A 25,198-nucleotide genomic window follows, 5' to 3' on the forward strand; every position below is an offset into this window, starting at 1 on the left:
CCCCGCCGGTTCCGTCCGCGCCGTCAGGCGGCGGCGAAAAGACTCCCGCCCGCCCGTTCCGGCTGCTGGCCCAGGTGCCGGGCGATGGCCCAGATCATGGCCTGGTTGCTGCTGACCACCGGCTTGCCGATCCTGGCCTCCAGCCCCGGCAGCGCAGCCACCGTCGGCAGGTCCGTGCAGCAGATCAGCACCCCATCGGCGCCGGTGGTGTCCAGCGCATCGAGATGCGCCTCCAGCGCCGCCGGCGTGGTGCGGGACACGCCGCGGAACATCTCCAGGCTCGCATTCAGCCCGAGGCCGAGCGAGGCCACCGTCTCGATCCCCGCCGCCGCGAGATAGGCGATGACGGAGGCGTTGGTCGCGGGCAGATAGGGCGTGAACAGCGCGATTCGCGCGAGCTTCGTCGCACGCAGCGCGGCGATGATGGCAGTGCCGACTTCCAGCGTGCCCCGGGCCTGCGCCGCCTGCATCATCGCCAGTGACCGATCCGCCCCCAGCGCCATCGCCGCGCTGGTGCAGCCCAGCATCACGGCATCGAGCTGACAGGCCGAGAGGTGCTGCAACGGCGCGGCCGCATTCTCCCGCAGCTGTGCCGCCAGCGCCTCCCCGGCCAGCCCCATCGGCAGCGTCATGCGCGCGGCGTGGAAACTCAGGCCCGGCAGGCCGGCGCGGTTCATCTCCGCCTCCACCGTCGTGTTGCTGCCGGGCACGAGGAGGCCGACGCGCTGCGGGAAGCCGGAGGGGGCGGTGTTCTGCATGGCGCGATCATGCACGCCATCGCGCGCCAAGTCATCCATGCACCCTTCCGCGCCGCCATTCCCCATGGTGAAGTACGGACAACCTCAGAGGACATGGCCCGATGCGCTACGACTTCGTCCCGATGCCCCACCGGAAGCCGCTCCGCTGGCCCAACGGGGCGCGCATCGCCATGCTGCTGACCACCAACTTCGAGTACTGGGACCCGACGAAGGACACGGACAAGCCCTTCTATCCCGGCGGTCCCTCCATCATCACCGACATGCTGCCCGGCAATGTCTATGACAACCCGAACTGGACCTGGCGCGAGTACGGCCAGCGCGTCGGCGTCTGGCGGATGTTCGAGACCTTCGAGCGTGCGGGCGTGCCGACCAGCTGCACCATGAACGCCAAGATGGGCCTGGAACGCCGCGCCGTCGTGCAGCACGCCATCGACAAGGGCTGGGAGATCGTCGCCCACAACTACGTCCAGACCGACCTGCTTACCAACTACCAGTTCGACATCGACGGTGAGCGCAACGTCATCCGGGAAACGCTCCGCGTCTACAAGGACGTGGTCGGCAAGCCCGCCCGCGGCTGGCTTTCCTGCTCGCTCCGCTCCACGCCCAACACCGCCGATATCCTGGCGGAGGAAGGGCTGATCTTCTTCACGGATCTGCTGAACGACGACCAGCCCTACCTGATCCACACGGAATCGGGAAAGCCGATGGTCTCCATCCCCTATACGTCCGAGGTCAATGACTTCACCGTCTTCCTCCGCCAGGGCAAGGACGTGAATGGCGGCTTCGGCGTCTTCAAGGAACAGTTCGATGAGCTGTACCGCGAGGGTGCGACCAGCGGCCGGCTGATGAATATCGGCCTGCACCCGCACGTCATCGGCCAGCCCTTCCGCATCCGCGCGCTGCGCGACTTCGTCGACTACGCCAGGACCTTCCCCGACGTCTGGTGGACGACGCGGGAGGAGATCGCGGAATGGTACCTCGCCAACCACGAGAGTCACATCTGACCCGGAGACGAGTGATGCGGAAACTCCTTGCCCTGCTTCTCCTGCTGCTGCCGGCGCTGCCGGCGGCGGCGCAGGATTGGCAGCCGAACCGGCCCATCCGCATCGTCGTCCCCTTCCCGCCCGGCGGCATCTCCGACAGCCTCGCGCGGCTCTTCGCGGATCGCACCGGCGCGCGGCTCGGCCAGCCTCTGGTGGTGGAGAACCGCAGCGGCGCGAATGGCGCCGTGGCCGGGGAGTTCATCGCCCGCACCCAGGGCGATGGCCATGCCTACATCATGCTCTCGCCATCCCACCTGATGGTGCTGCCGGTGCTGATGCGCCTCAGCTACGACCCGATGGCGGATCTGGTGCCGGCTGTGAACCTGGCAGCGAATCCATTCTTCCTCGGCGTGCCCGGCAATTCCCCCTTCCGCACCCTCGGCGACTTCATCGCGGCCGCGAAGGCCCGGCCCGGCGCGCTGGACTATGCCAGCGGCGGCGCGGGATCCGGCACGCATCTCGTCATGATCTTCCTCTCGCTGCGCGCGGGCCTCGACATGCAGCACATCCCCTATCGCGGCGGCGCGCCCGCGGTGCAGGACCTGCTGGCGGGCCGCACCGCCGGCTATTTCGGCAACCCGTCAGACATGGCGCCCTTCCTGCAGAGCGGCGAGGTGCGCGTCATCGCCTCCTCCGGCGCGGCACGCTCGGCGCTGGCCCCGGATGTCCCGACCGTGGCCGAGCAGGGCTTCCCGGGTTTCCGGTTCGAGACCTGGAACGGCCTGCTCGCCCCCCGCGGCACGCCGCCCGCCGCCATCGCCCGCCTGGCCGCCGCGGTGCGGGAAGCCTGTGCGGAGGAGCCCGTCCGCGCCGGGCTGCGGCGCCTCGGCAGCGATCCCGTCTGCAACACCACGGCCGAATTCGCGGCCCAGATGCAGGCCGAAGCGCCGGTGTGGCGGGATGTCGTGCAGCGCTCCGGCGTCCGGCTGGACTGATGGCGATGCGCGTCACGCGCCTGCATCACGTCGCCATCGCGGTGACGGATTCCGCCCCGCTGGAGGCGTTGCTGGGCGATGCCTTCGCCCTCGGCACGCCGCATCGCGAAAGCCGGGCGGCCCTCGACATCGCCGTGTTCCACGCCGGCGACAGCGCGATCGAAGTGCTGCGCCCGACCGGCCCCGGCTCCTCCGTCCCCGCCTTCATCGCGGAGAAGGGGGAGGGGCTTTTCCACATCTGTCTGGAGGTCGATGACCTCGACACCGCCATCGCCGATCTCGCTGCCAAGGGGCTGCGGCTGCGCGCGGGCTCTCCCATGCCCGGCCATGCCGGCACGCGCGTGGCCTTCCTGGACACGGCCACCACCGGCGGCGTGCTGTTCGAATTGCTGGAACAGCCGCGTGGCGCCTGACCGCCCGCGCATCGCCGTCGCCTCCCCCAGCTTCTGCCAGCATCCCGTGCTGCGCGCGGAACTCCTGGCGCTGTACCCCGACGCGAAGCTGAACCCCAGCCCGCATCGGCTGGAAGGCGATGCGCTGGTGGATTTCCTGCGGGGGCATGAGGTCGCGGTGCTCGGCCTGGAACATCTGACGGCGGCGATGATGGATGCGCTGCCTGATCTGCGCGTGGTCAGCAAGCTCGGCACGGGAACGGACATGCTGGACCTGGCCGCGATGCGCGCCCGCGGCATCCGCCTGGGCTGGGCGCCCGGCGCCAACGCCCTGTCCATCGCCGAACTCGTCATCGCTTTCGCCCTGCTGGGGCTGCGCCACATGGGCGCGCTGAACGCCGCGCTGCGTGCCGGCGAACGCCCGCCCCAGCGCATGGGGCGCCTGCTGAGCGGCCGCGTCGTCGGGCTGCATGGCTGCGGCCATATCGGCCAGCATGTCGTGCGCCTGCTCGCCCCCTTCGGCTGCACCGTACTGGCGCATGACATCGCCGATCGCCAGGCCTTCTACGCCGCGCATGGCGTCACCGCCGTCAGCCTCGATGAGTTGCTGGCGCGGTCGGAGGTCCTGTCCCTGCACATCCCCCTCACGCCCGAGACGCGCGGCCTCTACGGTGATGCGATGCTCGCGCGGCTGCGCCCCGACTGCGTCCTCATCAACACCGCGCGGGGCGAGATCGTGGACGAAGCCGCCCTCATCGCGCGCCTGCGCGACGGCCGCCTGGCCGCCGCCTGCGCCGATGTCTTCGCCGGCGAGCCCGCCATCAACCAGGCGCTGATCGACCTGCCGAATTTCTTCGGCACGCCCCATATCGGCGGCAGCGCGGAGGAAGCGCGCCTCGCCATGGGCCGCATCGCGATCGAGGGCATTACCCGCAACGCCCTGCCCGAACCCTGACCGGACGCCGCATGCACCACAATCTCAGCACCCGCGCGAAGCTCGGGCTCATCGTGCCGCCCAACAACACGGTGAACGAGGCCGAGTGGCAATCGGCCCTGCCGCCCGGCGTCTCGCTCCACACCACGCGCATGCGCCTCAACCCGCTCGCCCGCGCGCCGGAGGAGATGGCGAAGCTCCGCGCCGATCTGCGCGATGCCGCCGCGCTGGTGGCAGAAGCCAGCGTCGACGTCGTTGCCTTCGGCTGCACCGCGCCCTCCGCCGTCAACCCGCGGCGGGAGATGGAGGCGATGATGGAGGAAGCCGCCGGCCGCCCCGGCGCCACCGCCGGCGCCGCCATGGCCGATGCGCTGATTGCCGTCGGCGGCCGCCGCATCGTCCTGCTCTCCCCCTTCTCGGAGAACGTCACGAAGCACGAGGCCGCCTTCCTGGCCGGCGAGGGAATCGAGGTCATCGCCATCGCCTCCCTCGGCCACCAGACCTATGCGCCCGGCCGCAAGCTCGGCATCCACCTGATCGGGCCTGAGGAGATCCGCGCCGCCCTCGCCCCCCTGCCGGTCGCGGAGGCCGATGCGGTGATGCTGAGCGGCACCAACCTCGTCACCTTCCCGATCATCGAGGCGCTGGAAGCGGAGATCGGCCGCCCCGTCATCAGCAGCAACCAGGCGCTGCTCTGGTCCGCGCTCCGCCGCGCCGGCATCACGGATCGCCTGAAACTCGGCCGCCTCTTCGACGTCTAGGCCGGCGGCCCACCGGAGACGGACAGCACCTCCCCCGTCACATAATCCGGCGCGTCGAGGGCGAAATACAGCAACGTATTCGCCACCTCCTCCGGCGCCGCGAGCCGGCCCATCGGGATGCGTTCCGCCCGCTTCGCCGCGCCGGGCGATCCCGGCGGGAAGGCGCGGGTGGCGACACCGCCCGGCGCCACGGTGTTCACGCTGATGCCCCGCGGCGCCAGTTCCTTCGCCAGCGACTTGCCGAAGGCGATCACCGCACCCTTGGACGCTGCATAGACGCCGAGCCCTGGCGCGCCCACCAGCCCCGCGACGGAGGCCACCAGCACCAGCCTTCCGCTGCCCGCCTCCAACAGCATCGGCACCGCCGCATGGGCCGTGTTCAGCACGCCGAACAGGTTCAGGTCGATGATCCGCCGCCATTCCGCCGGCCGGCTGTCGGTGAAGGGGCTGAAGGCGCCAGGCAGCATGCCGGCCACGACGAGGCTGCTGACGCCACCGGCATTCGCGATCACCGCGCGGAAGCCGCCGAGCGTCTCCGCAGCCCCGCGCATCGCCGCCGCCAGCGCCTCCGCCTGCGTCACATCGACGATGGCCGTGACGATGGCCAGCCCCGGATGCGCCGCCCGCAATTCGTCGGCCAGCGCCCCCAGCGCCGCGCCATCCAGGTCCAGCAGCGCGAGCTTCACGCCCCGCGCCGCCGCCATCACCGCCGCGGCGCGACCGATGCCATGGGCGCAGCCCGTGATCAGCAGCGCGTCATTCATCGCGCAGCCCGAACACATCCCCGTCGCGCCGGACATTCCACACCACCCGCCCGCGCGCATGATGGGGCACCAGCGCCAGCCCCTCATCCGCCGCTTCCGCCAGCAGCGCCATCCGCGTCGCCACCGCCTGCTCCGCATCGCTGCAGAATCGCGACACCACCTGCGGCAGCAGCAATTGCGCGGGGTGGTGCACGACATCGGCGGCGATCAGCACGGTGCGCCTTGTGCCCGTCAGCGTGATGCCGACCTGCCCCGGCGTATGCCCCGGCAGCGGGCGGAAGCGGATGCCGGGGAAGGGTGCGTGGTCATCCGGCACCTGGTCAAGCAACCCTTCCTCCGCCACCGGCAGCACGCTGTCCCGGAAGCTCCCATGCCCCACCGGCGCCACCGCATCCAGCGCCGCCCAATGCGCGAATTCCCGTTCGGCCACGATGTAGCGGGCCTTCGGGAAGGTCGGCACCCAGCGATCGTCGCGCCAGCGCGTCGCCCAGCCCACATGGTCGGCATGCAGATGCGTGAACAGCATCGCATCCACGTCATCCGGCGCCACGCTGAGCCTTTCGAGAAAATCCGTCCGCCGCCGATGCCAGGACGACCGCGCCGGCCTCTCCTTTCCATCCCCCACGCCGCCATCCACGACGATGGTGCGGCCCGCGCTTTCGATCACGAAGACCTGCACGCGCAGCAGGATGCTGTCCGTCTCCGGCTCCACGCCCAGCGGATCCAGCGCCGCCGCGCGTGCGAGCAGCGAGGGATCGGTGCGCGGGAACAGCAGTTCACGCGGCAGGCGGAAGGGATCCTCATCCGCCACCCCGCGCAGCACCATGCCGCCGAGGTCGAGCGACCAGTCGCTCATGGCATATAGGCCCCGCCATTCACCCAGAGCACCTGGCCCGTCATGTAGGCGCTGTCGGGACCGAGCAGGAACATCACCGGCCCCACCACATCCGACGGCACCGCAATGCGCTTCAGCGGCATCATCGCGCTGTAGGCGGGGATATCGACGTTGGTCTGCCCGGATTCATCCGACCGTCCCGTACCACCGCGGAGGAAGGCGGTATCCACCGCCCCCGGCCCCACCGCATTCACGCGGATCAGCGGCGCCGCTTCCAGCGCCATCGTCTTGGTCATCGACACCATCGCGGCCTTGCAGGCGGCGTAGGGCCCGTAGCCCGGCCGCGTATGCGCGGCCAGGCCCGACACCATCTGCACCATCGCGGGATTGTCGCCCTTGGCCAGCAGCGGCAGTGCCGCCCGCGCCGTCAGGAAGGCCGCGCGAAGATTGCCCGCGACGACCTCGTCCCAGAATTCGGGCTCCACGCTCTCCAGCTTCCGCATCCCCAGCAGGAACCCCGCCAGGTTCACGAAACCGTCGATCCCGTCTTCCAGCTGCGCGAAGGCGGCGCCGACGGAAGCCGCATCCGTCGCATCCAGCGCGATGGCCCGCACGCCCTCCGGCACCGGGTGACGCTCCAGCGAGGCCGGCAGGTCCAGCACCGAAACCCGCCACCCCTCCGCCACCGCGCGCGCCACCAGCGCGCGCCCGATGCCGCCGGCGCCGCCGAGGACCGCGAGGCGCCTCATGCGCAGGTATCAGCCGCAAAACTGTCGAAGAGCGACCAGGCCTGGTTCTTGATCTCGATGATGAAGCCCGGCAGTTCCGCATCCCGCGCCGCGTCGAAGCAGGTGTTCTCGCCGGTCACGCCGGTGAAGCTGATGCCGCGCAGCGCGTCGCGGAAGGCGGTGCGTTCGGCGGCGATGCGGGACGCCTCGCCCGTCACCCGCGCACGCTCACCCGCCTGCTTCATCAGGTAGACGATGTCATAGGCCTGCGCGTCGCTGTGGTGCGGGATGCGCTTGCTCGTCAGGCCGCGCCGCGCATTCTCCTCCGCGTATTTGCGGGTGAAGGCGCGCGTGGCGTCGTTGCGGTCCCACCAGAAGCCGGCGACGATCAGCATGCCCTCGCCCTCCGGCCCGAACAGCTCGACCGAGTTCGGATCGGCGAAGATCTGGCTGCCGATCACGCGGCCCCGGAAGCCCTGCCGCCGCAATTCGCGCAGCACCTTGCCCGCGCCATCCGGCGTCGCCGCCAGCGCCACCACTTCGGGGTTCCGCTGCATCACCTGCGTGACCTGCGGCGCCACGTCGAAGGTGCGGTACTGGAAGCTCACCGGCTCCCCGAAGCTGATGTTCCGTGCGCGCAGCAGGCCCGGATAGAATTGCGTCGCCGTGATGTTGGAGATGCGCTCATCGGAGATGAACATGATCTCCGCGCGGCTCGCCGGCACGCCCTTCCGGCTGAGCGAGGTGAGCAGCCGCCCGAACTGCTTGCCCTCATCCTCCGTCAGCCGCCAGGCATAGCTGAAATTGCCGGTGAGCCCGGGCTGGGAGGCGGAGTTGGAGATCTGCACGATCCCGAGCCTTTCGCCGACCGGGAAGGCCACCGCCGATTCGCCGGAGGAGAAGGGCCCGATGATCGCCAGCGCATTGTCGTCGCGCGCGAATTTCTGGGCCGCCGTCGCGGCCTGGCGGGGGTCCGAACCCGTGTCGAACTTCTCGATCCGGATCGGGCGGCCATTGATGCCGCCGGCGGCGTTGATCTCGCTGACCGCGATATCGACGCAGGTCTCCGTCGCCTCGCCCGGCGTCTTCAAGGGCCCGGACTTCACCATCGTCAGGCCGATCACGATCTCCCGCGTCTGGCCGATGGCCGGCCCAAGGGCCGGCATCGCGAGAAGGCCGCCCGAGGCAGCCAGCAGGGTCCTGCGCTTCATCATCTGTCCCATCCCTCAATGCGATCCGAGATACGCCGCCGCCAGCGCCTCATTATCGGCCAGCCGATCCGCCGGACCATCCAGCACGATGCGGCCCAGTTCCATCACATAGCCCCGCGACGCCGTGCGCAGCGCCATGCGGGTATTCTGCTCCACCAGCAGGATCGCGAGCCCGTCGCGGTTCAGCTCCCGGATCAGGTCGAACAGCCGACCCACCAGCAGCGGCGACAGGCCGAGCGAGGGCTCGTCCAGCATCATCAGCCGCGGCCGCGCCAGCAGCGCGCGGCTGATCGCCAGCATCTGCTGCTCGCCGCCCGACAGCACCGAAGCCAGCATGTCCCGCCGCGCCGCCAGATTGGAGAAGCGGGCATAGATGCCGTCGATGTCGCGCGCGACATCGCCATCCCGCCTGCCATAGGCGCCCATCAGCAGATTCTCATGCACCGTCAGGCTGACCAGGATCTGCCGCCCCTCCGGCACCAGCACCAGGCCGCGCCTCACGCGCTCCGGCGCGCTCAGCGCCGTGATGTCGGCGCCATCGAACACCACGCGGCCGCCCGCGGGCTTCACCGCGCCGGCGACGGCCTTCAGCAGGCTCGACTTGCCCGCGCCATTGGCGCCCAGCACCGTCACCACCTCGGCGCCCGCCACGTCCAGCGACACGCCGCGTACCGCCTGGGTGCGGCCGTAGCGGACGTCGAGGCCCTCCACCTCAAGCAGCATCGGCACCGAGATAGGCCTCCCGCACCAGCGCATCGGCGCGCGCGCCGGCCATGCTGCCCTCATAGATCCGCTTGCCGAAATTCAGCACGACGACGCGGTCGCAGACCTCGTCCACGAAGCCCATATCGTGCTCCACCACCAGCAGCGCCGTCCCGCCATCGGCAATCCGGCGCAGGAAGCGCGCGAGTTCCGCCGTCTCCGCGGGGTTGAGCCCCGCCGCCGGCTCATCCAGCAGCAGCAGCTTCGGGCGGCTGGCCAGCGCGCGCACCACCTCGATCTTCTTGCGGATGCCGTAGGGCAGCGACGACACGACATCGCCGGGATCGATATCCAGCCCCGCCTCCGCCAGCAGCGCCTCGGCCTCCCGCCGCCAGCGCCCGCGCGGCATCCAGCCGATCGGCGTCAGCAGCGCGCCGAGGCCGGAGGCACGCGCATGCTGCCCCAGCATCACATTCTCGACAGCGGAAAGATGCGGCATCAGCCGGATGTTCTGGAAGGACCGCGCCATGCCCGCCAGCACGCGATCCCGCGGCGGCAGCGTGCCGATGGCCTGGCCATCCAGCGTGATCGTGCCGGCATCCAGCGGATAGACGCCGGAGATGAGGTTGAAGACCGTCGTCTTCCCCGCGCCATTCGGCCCGATCAGGCCGAGCCTGCCGCCCCGCGGCACGGTGAAGGACACATCATCCACCACGCTGAGGCCGCCGAAGGCCTTGCCGATGCCCGCGACGGTCAGCAGTGCCTCATCCGGCATCGGCATGCCTCCGCCGTCCCGTCAGCCGCGCCAGCAGCGTGCGCGTCACCATGCCCTCCGGCCGGAACATCATCATCGCCACGATCATCACGCCGAAGACCACGTAGCGCCAGGACCCGCCGATGCGCAGCAGTTCCGGCACGATGGTGAAGAAGGTCGCCCCCACCAGCGGCCCCCAGGCCGTCTGCGTGCCGCCGATCAGGACAAACAGCAGCACGTAGATCGACAGCAGCGGCGAGAAGTACTGCGCCTCCACGAAGGAGAAGTGATGCGCGTAGAGCGCGCCCGCCAGGCCCGCCAGCCCGCCACCGATGGCGAAGCCCGCCACCTGCACCGCCCGCGCCGGTACGCCCATCAGCGTCGCCACCAGTTCATCATCATGCAGCGCCCGCATCGCGAGGCCGAGCCGGGTCGCCGTCAGCCAGAAGACCAGCAGCGTCACCGCGGCGGCGCAGGACAGCAGCACCGGCAGGTCCACATACTCCGTCACCACCAGCCCCATCGCACCGCCGAGCGCGGGCTGCGTCAGGATGATGCCCGTGACCACCTGGGCAAAGGCGAAGGTCGCCAGCACCATGTAGACGCCGCGCGTGCGCAGCACGGGAAAGGCGATGCCCATCCCGATCAGCGCCGTCAGCAAGGTCGCCGCCGGCACGGTCCAGGCCGGCGTCCAGCCCAGCTGTTCGCCGAGCATCGCCGCCCCATAGGCACCGATCGCCATGAAGCCCGCGCCGCCCAGGTTCAGCTGCCCCGCCGTGGCGGTGACGAAGATGCCGTAGGCGAAGATGATGTTGATGGCGAGGATCGCCAGGATGCCGGACCAGTAGCCGGACATGTCAGAGCTTCCCCTTGCCGATGCGCGTGCCCCCGAACAGCCCCTGCGGCCGCAGCACGATCGCCGCCAGCAGCGCCGTCCACACCACCACCTGCGCCGCATCACCGCCGAAGAAGTGGATGCCGAGCGTCTCCATCAGCCCCACCAGCAGCCCGCCCGCGATGGCGCCCCAGATCGAACCGAGCCCGCCCAGCACCATCGCCGCGATGGCCTTGGTGCCGACATGGTCGCCCATGAAGGGGGAGACATCGCTGTAGTTCACGACGAACAGCGCGCCCGCGACGCCGCACAACAGCCCGCTCAGCAGGAACACCACGGGCACGATGCGCGTGACCTCCACCCCCAGCAGCGTCGCCGTATCCGGGCTTTCCGCGATGCTGCGCAGCGCGCGCCCCGTGCGCGTGCGCGCCAGCAGCCAGGACAGCCAGAAGACGATGCCGAGCGAGAGCAGCAGCGACGCCATCTGCGGCAGCCCCACCACCAGCGGCCCCACCTGCCAGTCCAGCCGGAAGCGCACCGGGAAGCTCTGCGCCTCCGACCCGAGGACGATCAGCACCAGATGTTCGAAGATCAGCAGGAAGCCGAGCGAGGAGACCAGCGGGATCGCATGCTCCGTCGCATCGCCATGCCGCGTCTTGAGGTAGCGGAAGGTGAAACGCTCCACGATGAGGGAGGCGACGATCGCCACCGCGATGCCCGCCGGCAGCGCCAGCGCCCAGTGCCAGGCATCGGTGAAGGGCAGCCCGTGCCGCGCCAGGCCCCAGGCCACCATGCCCGTCAGCATGAACATCGTCGGGATGGTGAAGTTGAGGAAGTTCAGCACGCCGATGGTCAGGGTGAAGGCCACCGCCACCGCGACATAGATGCCCCCCAGCATGAGGCCGGAGACCACCTGCTGCGCCAGCGTGGCGCCCCCGGGCAGCGCCGCCAGCCCCGCAATCGCCGCGACACAGCCCGCCGCCACCCCCGCCGAGATCACCAGCGGATGCATGCCCCGCACACCGGCCGCGTCGCTCATGCGGGAAGTTCCACCAGGCGGGAATCCATGCGGCGCGGCAAGGGCAACTCCTGCGATTTGTCCGGACCAATGGGGCCCAGATTCGCCGCCGCGCGCAAGCCCGATTAACGCATCAGGCGTGCAGCCCCGGTGCCTCCTGCCCCGTCCGCGCCACGTATTCGGTATAGCCCCCGCCATAGAGGTGCACCCCCTCCGGCGTCAGCTCCAGCACGCGGTTGGACAGCGCCGACAGGAAGTGCCGGTCATGGCTGACGAAGAGCATCGTGCCCTCGTAGTTGGAGAGTGCCGTGATCAGCATCTCCTTCGTCGCCATGTCCAGGTGGTTGGTCGGCTCGTCCAGCACCAGGAAATTGGGCGGGTCGAACAGCATCCGCGCCATCACCAGCCGCGCCTTCTCACCGCCCGACAGCACGCGGACGCGCTTCTCCACCTCATCGCCCGAAAAGCCGAAGCAGCCCGCCAGCGACCGCAACTGCCCCTGGTTGGCACGCGGGAATTCATCCTCCAGCGATTCGAAGACGGTGCGGTCCCCGTCCAGCAATTCCATCGCATGCTGCGCGAAATAGGCCATCTTCACGCTGCCGCCGATCGTCACGCTGCCGGCATCCGGCTCCGTCGTCTGCGTCACCAGCTTCAGCAGGGTGGATTTCCCGGCGCCGTTCACGCCGAGCACGCAGCACCGCTCTCGCCGCCGCAGCAGCAGGTCCAGCCCCTCATAGATCACGCGGCTGCCGTAGCTTTTGTGCACGCCGCGGATCTGCACCACGTCGTCGCCCGACCGCGGCGCCGGCATGAATTCGAAGGTCACGGTCTGCCGCCGCTTCGGCGGCTCCACCCGCTCGATCTTGTCGAGCTTCTTGACGCGGCTCTGCACCTGCGCGGCGTGGGAGGCGCGGGCCTTGAAGCGCTCGATGAACTTGATCTCCTTCGCCAGCATCGCCTGCTGGCGTTCGAACTGCGCCTGCTGCTGCTTCTCCGCCATGGCGCGCTGCTGTTCGTAGAATTCGTAGTCGCCGGAATAGCTGGTCAGCGACCCGCCATCGATCTCGATGATCTTGTTGATGATGCGGTTCATGAATTCCCGGTCGTGCGACGTCATCAGCAGCGCGCCGTCATAGCCCCGCAGGAAATTCTCCAGCCAGATCAGGCTTTCGAGGTCGAGGTGGTTCGAAGGCTCGTCCAGCAGCATCACATCGGGCCGCATCAGCAGGATGCGGGCCAGCGCCACGCGCATCTTCCAGCCGCCGGACAGCGCGCCGACATCGCCATCCATCATCTCCTGGCTGAAACTCAGCCCGGCCAGCACCTCCCGCGCCTTGCCTTCCAGCGCATAGCCGCCCAGGTCGTCGAAGCGCGCCTGCACCTCGCCGAACCGCTCGATCAGCGCATCCAGCTCATCCGCCTTGTCGGGATCGGCCAAATCCGCTTCCAGCGCCCGCATCTCCGCCGCCACGGTCGATACATCGCCGGCGCCATCCATCACCTCCGCCACCGCGGACCGCCCGGCCATCTCCCCCACATCCTGGCTGAAGAAGCCGATGGAGACGCCGCGATCCACCAGGACCAGCCCCTCATCCGGCGGTTCCTGGCCGGTGATCATGCGGAACAGCGTGGTCTTGCCCGCGCCATTGGGGCCGACCAGGCCGATCTTCTCCCCCCGCTGCAAGGCGGCGGAGGCTTCGATGAACAGAAGCTGGACGCCGTTCTGCTTGCTGATGTTGTCGAGGCGGATCATGGGGGGCCCGGTGCGGTTTCGGCGGGCTTATGCCACGCCGCCCGCCCCCCGCGACAGGCCCGCCAGAGGCTGTCGGCTTGGCGGCACCCCCCATCCGCCATAAGCCTTGCGGCGACCGCCCCGCAAGGAACCGCCCGATGACGCCCCCGGCCGCCGCCCAGCCCCTCCCCCTCGCCGGCATTCGCGTCCTGGACCTGACCAATGTCCTGGCCGGCCCCTTCGCCACCTACCAGCTCGCCTTGATGGGCGCCGAGGTCATCAAGATCGAGCAGCCCATCCGCGGCGACCTGGCCCGCCGCCTGGGCGCGGATCCGGAAGCCGCGAAGCGCAACATGGGCGCCTCCTTCGTCGCGGTGAATGCCGGCAAGCAGTCGGTCACGCTCGACCTCAAGCACCCCCGGGGGAAGGAGGTCTTCAAGCGCCTGGTGGCGGAGGCCGATGTGGTGGTGGAGAATTTCCGCCCCGGCGTGATGGATCGCCTCGGCCTCGGCTGGGAAGCCCTCTCCGCCATCCGCCCGAGCCTGATCTTCTGCGCCATCTCCGGCTTCGGCGCGGATGGGCCGCTGGCCAAGCGCCCGGCCTATGACCAGATCGTGCAGGGCATGGCGGGGGTGATGAGCATCACCGGGGATGCGGCCAGCGCGCCGCTGCGCGTCGGCTTCCCCGTCTCCGACACCGTCGGCGGGCTGACCGCCGCCTTCGCCGTCGCCTCCGCGCTGGTGGGCGCGCGCGCCACGGGCCAGGGCCGCTACCTCGATGTCTCCATGCTGGAATCGACGCTGGCGACGATGGGCTGGATCGTGTCCAACTTCCTCAATGCCGGTGTCGTGCCGAAGCCCATGGGCAATGACAATTTCAGCGCCGCCCCCTCCGGCGCCTTCCGCACCGGCGATGGCCTGATCAACATCGCGGCCAATGAGGACAAGCAATATGCCGCGCTCTGCGACCAGATCGGCCGGCCGGACCTGCTGACAGATCCCCGCTTCAGCGACCGCCACGCCCGCAAGGCGAACCGCCAGGCGCTGACGGTGGAGATCGAATCCGGCCTGGCCGCGAAGGATGCCGCGACCTGGGAGGATCTGCTGGTCGCCGCCGGTGTCCCCGCCGGCCAGGTCCTCAGCGTGCCGGCCATCATCAACCACGCCCATGTCCGGGACCGCGGCTTCGTGACGGAGATCGACGCCCCGGAGGGCCCCCAGCGCCTGACCCGCTGCGGCTTCCGCTTCGGCGATGCCAACCCGGCCCCCGCCGGCCCGGCGCCGACGCTTTCCGCGCAGACGGAGGAATGGCTGCGGCGCCTGGGCTATGACGCCGCCGCCATCGCCGCGATGCGCGACGACGGGGTCGTGTGACTCAGAGAAAGCGTTCCGCGCGATAGGGCTCCGGCGGGAGGAAGGTCGCGTCGCCGGTCATCATTTCCGCCAGCAGCCGCCCCGTGGTCGGCCCCAGCGTCAGCCCCTGATGCGCATGGCCGAAGGCGCACCAGGCGCCCGGCTGGCCCGGCAGCGCGCCGATGACCGGCAGCATGTCCGGCATGCAGGGCCGCGTGCCCATCCAGGGCGTCGCCTCCACGCGATCGGCCAGCGGCAGCAGGCCCCGCGCGACGGGCTCCGCCTGGTCCAGCTGCACCGGCGTCGGCGGCGCGTCGGGGGCGGCGAATTCCGCGCCCGTGGTCAGCCGGATGCCGGCCCGCATGGGCGCCAGCAGGAAGCCGCTCGGCGTATCCAGGATGGGGCGGTGCAGCACCGCATTGCCGCGCATCCGATAGTGCATGTGGTAGCCGCGCTTGCCGAACAGCGGCGGCGCATAGCCCAACTTCCGCGTGACCATCGTGGCGGAAGCGCCGAGCGCGATGACGACCTCCGCCGCCTCCACCACCCCTTCCGCCGTCATCACCCGCCAGCCCGCGCCCGCGCGTTCCAGCGTCATCGCATCGCCGTTCACGAAGCGCCCGCCAGCCTCCGCGAAGCGGGCGGCATAGGCCAGCACCAGCGCCTGCGGATCGCTGACCGAGAGCGGATCGGTCCAGTGGATCGCGCCCGCGCGCCCGACCATCAGATGCGGCTCCGCCGCCGCCAGGCCCTGGCGATCCAGCGCGACGCAGTTCACGCCATGCTCCGCCCGCGCGCGCTCCGCCTGGCGCAGCGCCGCCTCCATCCCCGAATCGTCGCCATACAGCCGCATCCAGCCGATCGGCCGCAGCAGCGCCATCGCCGGCGTGTCGCGCGCGAGCGCCAGATGCTCATCGAGGCAGGTCTCGATCAGCGCCGCATGGGCCGCCGCCGCCCTTTCGTAGCGCGCGGGCTCCGAATGCCACCAGTACTGCAGCAGGGGCGATGCGAAGCCCGGCAGTGCGCGCCAGTGGTAGCGGGCCTCGATCGCGCGGTTGCCGGCGATGCGCAGGATCTCCCGCGCCTCCCGCGGGAAGGCGTGCGGGAACACGGCCTCCCGCTGGATCAGCCCGCCATTGCCGAAGGAGGCCCCCTCCCCCGGCCCCTGCCGATCCACCAGCACCACATCCCGCCCGCGCCGCGCCAGGTGCAGCGCGACGGAGACACCGACCATGCCGGCGCCCAGCACCAGGACCGATGAACTCATCGCCGGGGACCCATCGCCTCAGCGGGCGGGGCGTGCGTGTACCGCCACCACCTGCTCATCCATCCGCGGGGTGTAGGTGATGCTGCGGCGCGTCCCGATCACCGTCATCTGCACATAGAGGGGGATCTGCACCTGCATCGCCTCGACATCCTGCATCATCGCCCGCAGCGCCGCCTCCCGCCCCGCATCCATCCGCACCATCACCTCCCGGATCCGCGCATCCAGCGCGGGGTCGCTGAACCCCGCGCGGTTGGCGCCGCCCAGAAGCCCCGTCGGCTCCCGCGTATGGAAGGAGGTGGAGAGCACATAGGAGGCATCGCCGGAGGAGAAGGAGCGGCCGACGAAGTGCATCGGCAGGGTCACGCGCGCGGGGCGGATGCGCGGGAAGAAGACCGTGCTCGGCGTCACGTCCACATTCATCTTCAGCCCGGCACGGGACAGCATCTGCCCCACCGCCTGGCAGATGCGGGAATCATTGACGTAGCGGTCATTGCTGCAGGCGATGGTCAGCCCGAAGCCATCGGGATAGCCCGCCTCCGCCAGCAGGCGCCGCGCCGCCGCGGCATCGCCCGCGGGCACGCGCGCCGCCGGGTCGTAGCCGCCGAAGCCCTCCGGCGTCAGCTGGCCGGAGGCCACGGCCTGCCCTTCCATCACGCGGTCCACCAGCGCCGCGCGATCGATGGCGAGCGAGAGAGCCTGGCGCACCCGCACATCCGACAGCGGGTTCACCGGCAGCGGCTGTCCCGCGCCATCCACCGCCAGCGGCAGCGGGTCCCGCGCCACATTGAGCGAGAGATACATGATCCGGTCGGTCGGCCGCGCCGCGATGTTCACGCGCCCCTCCCGCCGCAGCCGCGCCACATCGCCCAGCGGCACATCCTCGATCAGGTCGAAATCGCCGGCGAGCAGCCCCGCGAGCCGCGCTGCGTCATTCGCCACCACCCGGACATTCACCTGGCTCCAGGCCGGCTGCGTGCCGTGATAGCCGGGGAAGCGTTCCAGCTGCATGCCGGATGGCGTGACGCCGCCGCCGACCACCCGGTAGGGGCCGGTGCCGATCGCCGCGCGCCCCGCGTTGAAATCCTGCGTGCTGGCCTGCGCGGCGGCGCGGGCGGAGACGATGAAGACATTCGTCATCTGCCCCGGGATCACCGGGTTGGGTTCGCTGGTGTGCAGCCTGACCGTCAGCGGGTCCACCACCTCCACCCGGCTGATCGTGCGCAGGTTGATGGTGTAGGGCCCGATGTTGCCCGGCACGTCCGGGATGCGGGCGATGGAGAAGGCGATGTCGTCCGCCGTGAAGGGCGTACCGTCATGGAACACGACGCCGGGGCGCAGCTTCAGCTCCCAGATCTGCGGCTCCACCGCGCGCCAGCTTTCGACGGCGCCCGGCACCTGGCGGCTGTTCTCGTCGCGGCTGATGACGGTGTCGTAGATGTGCCGCGCGGCCGCCATGTTGGGGCCGTTGAAGAAGAAGTGCGGATCGATCCCGAAGGTCGACTGCACCGCCATGGTCAGGGTCTGCGCGGGCGCGGCCTGCGGCAGGCCGATGGCGCCCAGCACGATCAGGCGGCGCAGCATGGTGGTCAGCTTGGGCATGGGTGGCCTCCGGTCTGCCGGCCCAGGCATGACGCCCAGCGCCGGCCGCTGTCGAAAACCTTCGACGCTGCCGGCGACCCCGTCAACTCAATCCGGGCGGATGCGTCCCTCCCGCACCACATCGGCCCAGCGTTGCAATTCGGATCGCACCGTGGCGGCGAAGGCGTCCTGCGGCCCGCCGGTCGGGCTCAGCCCCTGCGCCAGGATCGCCTGGCGCGTGGCGGGGCGGGACAGCCATTCGTTCAGCCCGCCATTGATCCGTGCCACCATCTCCGCCGGCAGCCCGGCCGGGCCATAGACGCCGTAGATGATGGTGTTGGTGGCCTGGGGATAGCCGGCTTCGGCCAGCGTCGGCACCTCCGGCAGGTCGGGCCAGCGCGGATCGGCCGTCACCGCCAGCAGGCGCAGCTGGCCCGCCCGCGCGAGCGGCATGGCGACGGCCACCGGCAGCACCATCGCCGCCAGGCGCCGTCCCATCAAATCCTGCAGCGCGGGCGCGGTGCCGCGATAGGGGATGTGGTTCAGCTCGATCCCCGCGGCCAGCATGAACAGCGCCATGGACATGTGCGGCGCCGTGCCATTCCCCGGCGATCCGTAGTCGAGGTCCCCCGGCCGCGCCTTGGCGAGGGCCACGAATTCCGCCACGTCCCGCGCCGGCAAATCGGGCCGCACCGCCAGCACGGAATTGCCATCGGCGATGCGGATGATGGGGATGAACTGCCGCACCGGGTCGAAGGGCAGGTTCGGCATCAGCGGCGGGCTCATCACGAAATTCGCGCCCTGCATAAGCAGCATCCGCCCGTCCGGCACGGCGCGCGCCACCGCGCCGGTGCCGATGACGCCGCTCGCCCCCGTGCGGTTCTCCACCACCACGGGCTGGCCGAGCAGGTCGGACAGGGTCGGCGCCAGCATCCGCGCCAGCACATCCTGCGCCGTGCTCGGCGTGACGGGCACCACCAGCGTCACGGGGCCATTGGGCTGGGACTGCGCCAGCGCAGGCGTTGCCAGCAGGGCCGCGCCGGCGGCCAGCAGCCCGCGTCGCGTCTTGATCATGGTTTCCTCCGGTCTCGTTCTTGTCAGTCCAGGCCGAGCGCGCGCGCCGGCGCGAAGACCTCCTCCGCCGTCACCGGCCGCGGCAGCAGCCCCTGCGCCAGGCAGGTCCGGATGATGTGCGCGATGGGCGCCTGCATCGCCTCCACGCCCATCGGCAGCATGTCGGGCCGGGCATCCGGCTTCGCCGCGCGCAGCGCCGCCATCAGCGCGGCGATCTCCGCCCGCCGCGCCGCCGCCACATCCTGCCGCACGACGAGGATGTGGTTGACGGGCACGATGCCGTGGCGCGCGAACCAGGCCCTCGCCGCTTCCTCAGGCTCCGTGATCACCGGCGCGAAGACCGGGTCGTCCGGCAGGTCATTGCCGAGGATCGCGGCATCGAGGTCACCGCGCCGCAGCAGATCCGGCAGGCTGCCCTCCGGCAGCGGCTCCACGAAATCAGGGTCCGCGTATTCCGCGACATGCGCGCCTTCCTGCGTCGCCCAGCGCATCGCCTGCGTCGGCAGGCCGGATTCCTCGGCCAGGATGGCGCGCACCCACATCCCCGTGGTCTGGGTATAGGCCCGCACGCCGACCCGCTTGCCCGCCAGGCCCGCCGGCGTCAGCTCCGGCCGGCTGGCCAGGCGGATGATGCAGCGGTGCTGGAAACGCGCCGCCAGCGTCACCGGCAGCAGCACGATCGGCTTGTCGTAGGCGAAGGCCTGCAACGCGGTGACGATCGCCATCTCGCTGGCGTCGTAGCGGCCTTCCCGCGCCATGGGAGCGAAGGCGCGGTGGATGGGCTTCACCGCCTCGAAGCTCAGGGCCGTGCCATCCGGCAGCGCGCCGGCGGCCTTCAGCCCCGTGGTCAGGCGGCTGTCGGCGATGGCCAGGCGAAGGGCGTCCATCTCAAGCCCCCTTGAGCGCGGGGTAGACGCGCTGCGCGGTGCCGCCCAGGATCATGTCCCGGTCGGCCGCCGACAGGCTTTCCAGCGCCGCCAGGCTGCGTTCCAGCAGATGCGGCAGCCCGCCCGCATGGGCCGGGAAATTCGACCCCCACATGATCCGCCCCGCCCCGAAGCGCGCCAGCAATTCCGCCATCAGCGCGGCGGGGGTGGAGGCGCCCTCCCGCGCCAGGTCCAGCGCCCGCGTCGTCAGCTTCAGCACCACCTGCGGATAGGAGGCGAGGTCGAAAAGGGCGGATGCCCTGGCATAGGGCGGGCCATCGGCCAGTTCCGGCCGCGCCAGGTGGTCCAGCAGCACCGTCACGCCGGGGAAGCGGTCCATCATCGCGCGCAGCGCCGGAATGCCCTTGGCCGTCATCTGCATGGCGATCGGCAGGCCGAGTGCCTCCGCCGCCGCCCAGCCGGCATGGCCGCGCGGATCGTCGATCCATCCGGCCTGGCCCGGCATGGTCGTGCCCGTGGTGAACAGGCGCAGGCCGGCGAAACCCAGCCCGTGCCAGTGATGGATGCGCTCCACCGCATCCGCCGCCAGGATGTCGACGGAAAACACCCCCACCAGGCGGTCGCGATGCGGCGCGATGGAATCGGCGACGCAGGAATTGTCGTGGCCATAGGCGGTGGAGGCCTGCACCACCACGGCCTTGGCGACCCCCGCCGCCTCCATGGCGGCGAGCAACCCCCCCACCTCCACCGGCCGTTCCGCCGACCAGTCGGACTGCTTGCCCCCGAGCGGCGCCGTCGGGTAGCGCACCCGGTCGGTGGAGATGACGTGCGTATGGGTGTCGATGATGAGGCCTGGCATGCGTTTCCCCTTTGCCCCAGCCTGCCCGCCCCTTGTCGTCGCCGCTACGCAAGATCGTCGCTGCGGGTCATAAGCTCCGGGCTATGACCCCCACCCCGCCCCGGCTCCGGGATATCGAGGCGTTCATGGCGGTGGCGGAGGGCGCCAGCCTCGGCGCCGCCGCCCGCCGCCTCGGCCTCTCCCAGCCCGCCCTCAGCCAGGCCATCGACCGGCTGGAAGCGGCGGTCGGGCAGACGCTGCTGCGGCGCGGCCCCCGCGGCAGCTTTCCCGCGGAACCCGGCGCCCGCTTCCTCGCGCGCTGCCGGCGCATGATGGGCCAGGTGCAGGCGGGGCTCGCGGCCTGCCGCAGCACGGCGCGCACCGGCCTGCTGACGGACACCGCCATCGAGACGCATCGCGCCATCGTCCGCGCCGGCAGCTTCTCCGCCGCCGCCAGGCTGCGCGGCGTTTCCCTGCCGACGCTGGCGCGCACCGCGCGGGGGCTGGAAGCCGCGCTCGGCGTGCCGCTCTACCGCCGCGCCGCGGATGGCATGGTGCCGCTGCCCGGCGGGGTGGAACTCGGCCGCCGCTTCGCCCTGGCGGCGGCGGAGCTGGAGCAGGGCCTGGCGGAGCTGGCGGCCAGCGGCCGGGTGGAATGGTTCCGCCTGGGCACCCTGCCCATGCTGCCGCAGGACGAACTCGCCGCCGCCATCGCCACGCTCGGTCCCATGCCCGCGCTGCGCGTCACGCTGCGGGACGGCACCCATGCCGCGCTGCTGGACCAGCTTCGCCACGGCGCGCTGGACGCCATCCTGGGCGCGCTGCGGAACCCCGCCCCGGCCGAGGAGGTGGAGGAGCAGGTCCTGGCGCCCGACCCCTTCGTGATCGCCGCCGCCGCCACCCATCCCCTGGCGCGGGGCGAGGTCCCGAGCCCCGCGGCCCTGGCCGCCCAGGATTGGGTGCTGCCGGAGCCCGGCCTGCCACGGCGCGCGACGGCGGAGGCGATCCTCGCCACCCTGCCCCAGCGCCCCCGCCTGGCGATGGAGACCAATTCCCCCCACGCCACCATCGCCCTGCTGCGCCGGACCCGGGCGCTGGCGCTGCTGTCCCGCCGCCAGATCGCCGCCGCGCCGGGGCTGGCGGCGCTGCCGGTCGCCCCATTCGGCCCGCCCCGCGCCATCGGCCTGACCACACGGCGGGACTGGCTGCCCACCCCCGGCCAGCGCGCGGTGCTGGACGCGCTGCGCCAGGCCTTCGCGGCCCTCAGCTCTGCCGGCGAAGACTCCGCGTGAAGCGGGCGCCGCTTTCCGCGAAGCCGGTGGCGGCGCAGAAGCCCTGCATCGCCGCCCCGGCCTCCGCCAGCGCCATTTCCAGCGCCCCGCAGCCGGCGCTGCGCGCGGCCTGGGCGGCGGCCTTCACCAGGAGCCGCCCGATGCCCCGCCGCCGGCTGTCCTGCCCCACCAGCAGCAGCGTCACCTGCGCCACCGGCCGATCCTCCAGCAGCGACGGGTACCAATGCAGCGCGATGACGCCACTCGGCGGCCCCCATTCCTGCGCGATCAGCACCGTGCCCGGGCCCTGGCGCAGCGCCTCCAGCCGCGTGGCGATGACGCGCCCCGCGCTGGCCTGGCCCGCCTCCGTCAGCAATTCCGCGAGCCCCGGCGCATCCGCCGCCGTCGCGGCCCGGATCTCAAGCCCATACCGGGATGTCATGCGCCCTTCTCCCCCGCCGCCGCGCCGGACGCCGGATGGCGCGCCCCTTTCACGTTGACGCCGCCGGCGGCCCCATGCCACGGGCGCAGCACGATCACCGCGAAGGCCCTCCCCCGATGCACCGTCCGCTGCTGCTGGCCTGCCTGTTCCTCGCCAACGCCCCGGCCCTGGCGGCCGATCTCGTCGTGAACGTCGCCAATATCCGCTCCGCGGACGGCACCATCGGCTGCGCGCTGCACAGCGCCGACCGCGGCGGCTTCCCCGGGGATGCGGCCGGCGCCGTGCTGCGATCCGCGCCGGCCAATCCCGCGGGCGTGCGGTGCCGCTTCGACGGCATCGCCCCCGGCACCTATGCGGTCGCCGTCTCCCACGACGCCAACAACAACGGCCGCATCGACACCAACTTCTTCGGCATCCCGACCGAGGATTGGGGCGTCTCCAACAACATCCGCCCCGGGATGCGCGCGCCCCGCTTCGACGAGGCCGCGATCCAGGTCACGGAAGGCCCGCCCCGCACCATCGAGGTGCGGCTGGGCCGCTGAAGCGGCCCTCACACGTCGAGGTTCGCCACCTTCAGCGCATTGCCCACGATGAATTCGCGCCGCGGTTCCACCACATCGCCCATCAGCGTGGAGAAGACCTGCTCCGCATCCTCCACATCCTCCACCCGCACGCGCAGCAGCGTGCGCACGGCGGGGTCGAGCGTGGTCTTCCAGAGCTGGTCGGGGTTCATCTCACCGAGGCCCTTGAAGCGCTGGATGGTCAGGCCGCGGCGGCCCTGCGCGAAGATGCGCTCGAAGGCCAGCAGCGGGCCGTGCTGCGCGCTCTCCGGCCCTTCGAAGGACACCATCGCGGGCCCGGCGGCATAGTCACGCGCGAAGACCTCACGCCGCTCATCCAGCCAGCGGGCCTCCGCGCTCCGCAGCGCCGCGGGGTCCAGCAGGTGCCGTTCCGTCACGCCGCGCACCACGCGGAACAGCGCGAGCCCCGCGCCATCCGCCGTGGCCTTCCAGCCGCGCTCGCTTTCCGGCGACAGCGCATCCAGCCGCTGCGCCAGCAGCGCCGCGCCCGCCAGCGCGCGATCGGCGTCGAGCGTCAGCGCCCCCGCCACCGCCGCCTGTTCGACGATGCCCGCCGGCACCTGCGTCGCCAGGCGCCGGATGCGCGCGGCCACCTGGCGCAGCCGCTCCACCTCCTCCGCCAGCTCCGCGCCGCGCAATTCGCGCCCGTCGGCGAAGCGGACCTTGGCGCCGTTCAGCGCCTTCTCGATCAGGAAATCCTCGAGCGCCCGGTCATCCTTCAGGTAGCGCTCGTCATTGCCGCGCTTGGCGCGATAGAGCGGCGGCTGCGCGATGTAGAGATGCCCGCGTTCGATCAGCGATGGCATCTGCCGGAAGAAGAAGGTCAGCAGCAGCGTGCGGATATGGCTGCCGTCCACATCGGCATCCGTCATGATGACGATGCGGTGGTAGCGCAGCTTGTCGGCGCTGAATCCGCCCTTGTCCTCCGGCCCCGGCCCGATCCCGGTGCCGAGGGCCGTGATCAGCGTGCCGATCTCCGCGCTGGACAGCATCTTGTCCATCCGCGCGCGCTCGACATTCAGGATCTTGCCCTTCAGCGGCAGGATCGCCTGGAAGCGCCGGTCGCGCCCCTGCTTGGCGGAGCCACCCGCGCTGTCACCCTCGACAATGAAGATCTCCGACTTCGCCGGATCCTTCTCCTGGCAATCCGCCAGCTTGCCCGGCAGGGTGGAGATATCCAGCGCGTTCTTGCGCCCCACCTTGTCCCGCGCCAGCTGCGCCGCCTTCCGCGCGGCGGCGGAAAGCACCACCTGCTCGATGACGAGCTTGGCTTCCTTCGGATGCGTCTCGAACCAGTGGGACAGCGCGTCGGCGACGGCCATGTGCACCACCGGCTGCACCTCGGACGACACCAGCTTGTCCTTGGTCTGGGAGCTGAACTTGGGGTCCGGCACCTTCACGGAGATGACCGCGGTCAGGCCCTCCCGCATGTCGTCGCCGATCAGCTCCACCTTCTCCTTCTTCGCCAGATCCTCGGCATACTTCATCACCACGCGCGTCAGCGCCTGGCGGAAGCCCGCCTGGTGCGTGCCGCCATCGCGCTGCGGGATGTTGTTGGTGTAGCAGAGCGCCATTTCGTGCGGCGACGTGTTCCACCACATCGCGAGCTCGACGCGGATGCCCTCCGTCGCCTTGCTGATCAGGCTGACCGGCGGCTTGAAGATCGGCTCCTTGCTGCGGTCCAGCCATTCGACGAAGGCGACGAGCCCGCCCTTGAACTCGAAGGCCACTTCCTGCGCCGGCACGTGCCGGTCATCGCGCAGGGAGATCTTGAGGCCCGAATTGAGGAAGGCCAGTTCCCGCAGGCGCCGTTCCAGGATGGCGAATTCGTATTCGACCTTGGTGAAGGTGCCCGAAGACGGCTTGAAGGTCACTTCCGTGCCGTGCTGGTGGTCGGACGGGCCGATGATCTTCAGCGGCACCACCGTGTCGCCATGCTCGAAGCGGATGAAGTGTTCCCGCCCGTCGCGCCAGATGCGGACTTCCATCCACTCCGACAGGGCGTTCACCACCGCCGCCCCCACGCCGTGCAGGCCGCCGGAGACCTTGTAGCTGTTCTGGTTGAACTTGCCGCCGGCATGCAGCCTGGTCAGCACCACCTCGGCGGCGGAGACGCCTTCCTCATGGTGGATGTCCACCGGGATGCCGCGGCCGTCATCGGTGACGGTGACGCTGCCATCGCCGTTCAGCACGACATGGCAGGTGGTCGCGAAGCCGGCCTGGGCCTCGTCCACCGCATTGTCGATGATCTCGAAGGCCATGTGGTGCAGGCCGGAGCCGTCATCGGTATCGCCGATATACATGCCCGGCCGCTTGCGGACGGCTTCCAGCCCCCGCAGCACGGTGATGGAGGCACTGTCATAGGCATCCGCCCCCGGATTGGCCGCCTGGTCACCCGGGTTGGGGTCCCCGGGCTTCGGGCTGTTCGGGTCGTTGGCGCGCGCATCGGCGTCGGACATGCCGGCGGAGGCTCCTGGAAATCGGCTTGGAATCCCGGCCAGTA

Annotated in this window: 24 protein-coding genes and 1 pseudogene; 8 read left to right on the top strand and 17 right to left on the bottom strand. The window is 70.7% G+C overall.

All coding sequences use genetic code 11. The features are described from left to right. Window positions 1-23: 23 nt before the first annotated feature. Window positions 24-797 (bottom strand): maleate cis-trans isomerase family protein, encoded by a 774-nt coding sequence (locus BM041_RS25205; protein WP_175534165.1) that lies wholly within the window; start codon window positions 795-797, stop codon window positions 24-26. 62 nt (window positions 798-859) lie between these two features. On the opposite strand from BM041_RS25205, the gene BM041_RS25210 reads away from it, so the two are divergent. The 5 genes from BM041_RS25210 to BM041_RS25230 are packed head-to-tail and all read left to right on the top strand — an operon-like array spanning window position 860 to window position 4,823. Continuing rightward, window positions 860-1,762 (top strand): polysaccharide deacetylase family protein, encoded by a 903-nt coding sequence (locus tag BM041_RS25210; protein WP_092962679.1) that lies wholly within the window; start codon window positions 860-862, stop codon window positions 1,760-1,762. Between the two features lie 14 nt (window positions 1,763-1,776). Then, window positions 1,777-2,736 (top strand): Bug family tripartite tricarboxylate transporter substrate binding protein, encoded by a 960-nt coding sequence (locus tag BM041_RS25215; protein WP_175534166.1) that lies wholly within the window; start codon window positions 1,777-1,779, stop codon window positions 2,734-2,736. 5 nt (window positions 2,737-2,741) lie between these two features. Further along, entirely contained in the window at window positions 2,742-3,149 is a 408-nt protein-coding gene (locus tag BM041_RS25220; RefSeq protein ID WP_175534167.1) for a VOC family protein, read from the top strand. Next, on the top strand, window positions 3,139-4,083 hold the full coding sequence (locus tag BM041_RS25225) for a phosphoglycerate dehydrogenase (protein WP_245762266.1): 945 nt from the start codon (window positions 3,139-3,141) through the stop codon (window positions 4,081-4,083). The genes BM041_RS25220 and BM041_RS25225 overlap by 11 nt, the downstream gene beginning before the upstream one ends. Window positions 4,084-4,094: 11 nt before the next feature. After that, entirely contained in the window at window positions 4,095-4,823 is a 729-nt protein-coding gene (locus tag BM041_RS25230; RefSeq protein ID WP_092962683.1) for a maleate cis-trans isomerase family protein, read from the top strand. Here the strand turns inward: BM041_RS25230 and BM041_RS25235 are convergent. The 9 genes and pseudogenes from BM041_RS25235 to abc-f all read right to left on the bottom strand — a co-directional run bounded on the left by BM041_RS25235 (window position 4,820) and on the right by abc-f (window position 13,426). Further along, complete coding sequence (locus BM041_RS25235; protein ID WP_175534168.1) at window positions 4,820-5,587, bottom strand: SDR family NAD(P)-dependent oxidoreductase; 768 nt, start codon at window positions 5,585-5,587, stop codon at window positions 4,820-4,822. The genes BM041_RS25230 and BM041_RS25235 overlap by 4 nt on opposite strands. Further along, on the bottom strand, window positions 5,580-6,443 hold the full coding sequence (locus tag BM041_RS25240; protein WP_092962685.1) for an MBL fold metallo-hydrolase: 864 nt from the start codon (window positions 6,441-6,443) through the stop codon (window positions 5,580-5,582). Before BM041_RS25240 ends, BM041_RS25235 begins: the two co-directional genes overlap by 8 nt. Continuing rightward, window positions 6,440-7,171, bottom strand: coding sequence for an SDR family NAD(P)-dependent oxidoreductase (locus BM041_RS25245; RefSeq protein WP_092962686.1), 732 nt, complete (start codon window positions 7,169-7,171; stop codon window positions 6,440-6,442). Before BM041_RS25245 ends, BM041_RS25240 begins: the two co-directional genes overlap by 4 nt. After that, entirely contained in the window at window positions 7,168-8,364 is a 1,197-nt protein-coding gene (locus tag BM041_RS25250) for an ABC transporter substrate-binding protein (protein ID WP_175534169.1), read from the bottom strand. The genes BM041_RS25245 and BM041_RS25250 overlap by 4 nt, the downstream gene beginning before the upstream one ends. Window positions 8,365-8,610: 246 nt before the next feature. After that, window positions 8,611-9,147: pseudogene (locus BM041_RS25255) on the bottom strand (ABC transporter ATP-binding protein); the annotation flags it as partial. Then, window positions 9,074-9,838, bottom strand: a complete 765-nt coding sequence (locus tag BM041_RS25260; RefSeq protein ID WP_217648842.1) for an ABC transporter ATP-binding protein — start codon at window positions 9,836-9,838, stop codon at window positions 9,074-9,076. The pseudogene BM041_RS25255 and the gene BM041_RS25260, both read right to left, overlap by 74 nt. Further along, window positions 9,828-10,673, bottom strand: coding sequence for a branched-chain amino acid ABC transporter permease (locus tag BM041_RS25265; RefSeq protein WP_092962689.1), 846 nt, complete (start codon window positions 10,671-10,673; stop codon window positions 9,828-9,830). The genes BM041_RS25260 and BM041_RS25265 overlap by 11 nt, the downstream gene beginning before the upstream one ends. Window position 10,674: 1 nt before the next feature. After that, the gene (locus tag BM041_RS25270) at window positions 10,675-11,691 is read right to left on the bottom strand and encodes a branched-chain amino acid ABC transporter permease (protein ID WP_245762267.1); all 1,017 of its coding nucleotides are present in this window, start codon (window positions 11,689-11,691) and stop codon (window positions 10,675-10,677) included. 112 nt (window positions 11,692-11,803) lie between these two features. After that, window positions 11,804-13,426, bottom strand: coding sequence for a ribosomal protection-like ABC-F family protein (gene abc-f / locus BM041_RS25275; protein ID WP_092962690.1), 1,623 nt, complete (start codon window positions 13,424-13,426; stop codon window positions 11,804-11,806). Window positions 13,427-13,563: 137 nt separating this feature from the next. Here abc-f and BM041_RS25280 point away from each other — a divergent pair, with 137 nt between their 5' ends. Then, entirely contained in the window at window positions 13,564-14,778 is a 1,215-nt protein-coding gene (locus BM041_RS25280; RefSeq protein ID WP_092962691.1) for a CaiB/BaiF CoA transferase family protein, read from the top strand. Between the two features lies 1 nt (window position 14,779). Here BM041_RS25280 and BM041_RS25285 read toward each other — a convergent pair whose 3' ends face one another. From BM041_RS25285 to BM041_RS25305, 5 genes are all read right to left on the bottom strand, one after another. Then, window positions 14,780-16,024 (bottom strand): NAD(P)/FAD-dependent oxidoreductase, encoded by a 1,245-nt coding sequence (locus tag BM041_RS25285; protein WP_092962692.1) that lies wholly within the window; start codon window positions 16,022-16,024, stop codon window positions 14,780-14,782. Between the two features lie 18 nt (window positions 16,025-16,042). Continuing rightward, window positions 16,043-17,623, bottom strand: a complete 1,581-nt coding sequence (locus BM041_RS25290; protein WP_175534171.1) for an ABC transporter substrate-binding protein — start codon at window positions 17,621-17,623, stop codon at window positions 16,043-16,045. Between the two features lie 87 nt (window positions 17,624-17,710). Then, on the bottom strand, window positions 17,711-18,676 hold the full coding sequence (locus tag BM041_RS25295; RefSeq protein WP_092962694.1) for a Bug family tripartite tricarboxylate transporter substrate binding protein: 966 nt from the start codon (window positions 18,674-18,676) through the stop codon (window positions 17,711-17,713). 23 nt (window positions 18,677-18,699) lie between these two features. Continuing rightward, window positions 18,700-19,563: a hypothetical protein gene (locus BM041_RS25300; protein ID WP_092962695.1), complete on the bottom strand. Its 864-nt coding sequence runs from the start codon at window positions 19,561-19,563 to the stop codon at window positions 18,700-18,702. 1 nt (window position 19,564) lies between these two features. After that, window positions 19,565-20,422, bottom strand: a complete 858-nt coding sequence (locus BM041_RS25305; protein ID WP_092962696.1) for an amidohydrolase family protein — start codon at window positions 20,420-20,422, stop codon at window positions 19,565-19,567. Window positions 20,423-20,505: 83 nt separating this feature from the next. Here BM041_RS25305 and BM041_RS25310 point away from each other — a divergent pair, with 83 nt between their 5' ends. Beyond that, window positions 20,506-21,693: a LysR family transcriptional regulator gene (locus BM041_RS25310; RefSeq protein WP_092962697.1), complete on the top strand. Its 1,188-nt coding sequence runs from the start codon at window positions 20,506-20,508 to the stop codon at window positions 21,691-21,693. On the opposite strand, the gene BM041_RS25315 is transcribed toward BM041_RS25310, so the two are convergent. Beyond that, the gene (locus BM041_RS25315; protein ID WP_092962698.1) at window positions 21,665-22,114 is read right to left on the bottom strand and encodes a GNAT family N-acetyltransferase; all 450 of its coding nucleotides are present in this window, start codon (window positions 22,112-22,114) and stop codon (window positions 21,665-21,667) included. The genes BM041_RS25310 and BM041_RS25315 overlap by 29 nt on opposite strands. Before the next feature lie 116 nt (window positions 22,115-22,230). On the opposite strand from BM041_RS25315, the gene BM041_RS25320 reads away from it, so the two are divergent. Beyond that, window positions 22,231-22,656 (top strand): DUF2141 domain-containing protein, encoded by a 426-nt coding sequence (locus BM041_RS25320; protein WP_092962699.1) that lies wholly within the window; start codon window positions 22,231-22,233, stop codon window positions 22,654-22,656. 8 nt (window positions 22,657-22,664) lie between these two features. On the opposite strand, the gene gyrB is transcribed toward BM041_RS25320, so the two are convergent. After that, window positions 22,665-25,154, bottom strand: a complete 2,490-nt coding sequence (gene gyrB, locus BM041_RS25325) for a DNA topoisomerase (ATP-hydrolyzing) subunit B (RefSeq protein WP_092962700.1) — start codon at window positions 25,152-25,154, stop codon at window positions 22,665-22,667. Window positions 25,155-25,198 lie beyond the last annotated feature (44 nt).

It is taken from the genome of Falsiroseomonas stagni DSM 19981 (assembly GCF_900114315.1).
Taxonomy (GTDB): Bacteria; Pseudomonadota; Alphaproteobacteria; order Acetobacterales; family Acetobacteraceae; genus Falsiroseomonas; species Falsiroseomonas stagni.

Coding starts and splice junctions, on each gene's coding strand:
- BM041_RS25205 (WP_175534165.1), bottom strand. CDS start 797: ATGGATGACTTGGCGCGCGATGGCGTGCATGATCGCGCCATGCAGAAC.
- BM041_RS25210 (WP_092962679.1), top strand. CDS start 860: ATGCGCTACGACTTCGTCCCGATGCCCCACCGGAAGCCGCTCCGCTGG.
- BM041_RS25215 (WP_175534166.1), top strand. CDS start 1,777: ATGCGGAAACTCCTTGCCCTGCTTCTCCTGCTGCTGCCGGCGCTGCCG.
- BM041_RS25220 (WP_175534167.1), top strand. CDS start 2,742: ATGCGCGTCACGCGCCTGCATCACGTCGCCATCGCGGTGACGGATTCC.
- BM041_RS25230 (WP_092962683.1), top strand. CDS start 4,095: ATGCACCACAATCTCAGCACCCGCGCGAAGCTCGGGCTCATCGTGCCG.
- BM041_RS25235 (WP_175534168.1), bottom strand. CDS start 5,587: ATGAATGACGCGCTGCTGATCACGGGCTGCGCCCATGGCATCGGTCGC.
- BM041_RS25240 (WP_092962685.1), bottom strand. CDS start 6,443: ATGAGCGACTGGTCGCTCGACCTCGGCGGCATGGTGCTGCGCGGGGTG.
- BM041_RS25245 (WP_092962686.1), bottom strand. CDS start 7,171: ATGAGGCGCCTCGCGGTCCTCGGCGGCGCCGGCGGCATCGGGCGCGCG.
- BM041_RS25250 (WP_175534169.1), bottom strand. CDS start 8,364: ATGATGAAGCGCAGGACCCTGCTGGCTGCCTCGGGCGGCCTTCTCGCG.
- BM041_RS25260 (WP_217648842.1), bottom strand. CDS start 9,838: ATGCCGGATGAGGCACTGCTGACCGTCGCGGGCATCGGCAAGGCCTTC.
- BM041_RS25265 (WP_092962689.1), bottom strand. CDS start 10,673: ATGTCCGGCTACTGGTCCGGCATCCTGGCGATCCTCGCCATCAACATC.
- BM041_RS25270 (WP_245762267.1), bottom strand. CDS start 11,691: ATGAGCGACGCGGCCGGTGTGCGGGGCATGCATCCGCTGGTGATCTCG.
- abc-f (WP_092962690.1), bottom strand. CDS start 13,426: ATGATCCGCCTCGACAACATCAGCAAGCAGAACGGCGTCCAGCTTCTG.
- BM041_RS25280 (WP_092962691.1), top strand. CDS start 13,564: ATGACGCCCCCGGCCGCCGCCCAGCCCCTCCCCCTCGCCGGCATTCGC.
- BM041_RS25285 (WP_092962692.1), bottom strand. CDS start 16,024: ATGAGTTCATCGGTCCTGGTGCTGGGCGCCGGCATGGTCGGTGTCTCC.
- BM041_RS25290 (WP_175534171.1), bottom strand. CDS start 17,623: ATGCCCAAGCTGACCACCATGCTGCGCCGCCTGATCGTGCTGGGCGCC.
- BM041_RS25295 (WP_092962694.1), bottom strand. CDS start 18,676: ATGATCAAGACGCGACGCGGGCTGCTGGCCGCCGGCGCGGCCCTGCTG.
- BM041_RS25300 (WP_092962695.1), bottom strand. CDS start 19,563: ATGGACGCCCTTCGCCTGGCCATCGCCGACAGCCGCCTGACCACGGGG.
- BM041_RS25305 (WP_092962696.1), bottom strand. CDS start 20,422: ATGCCAGGCCTCATCATCGACACCCATACGCACGTCATCTCCACCGAC.
- BM041_RS25310 (WP_092962697.1), top strand. CDS start 20,506: ATGACCCCCACCCCGCCCCGGCTCCGGGATATCGAGGCGTTCATGGCG.
- BM041_RS25315 (WP_092962698.1), bottom strand. CDS start 22,114: ATGACATCCCGGTATGGGCTTGAGATCCGGGCCGCGACGGCGGCGGAT.
- BM041_RS25320 (WP_092962699.1), top strand. CDS start 22,231: ATGCACCGTCCGCTGCTGCTGGCCTGCCTGTTCCTCGCCAACGCCCCG.
- gyrB (WP_092962700.1), bottom strand. CDS start 25,154: ATGTCCGACGCCGATGCGCGCGCCAACGACCCGAACAGCCCGAAGCCC.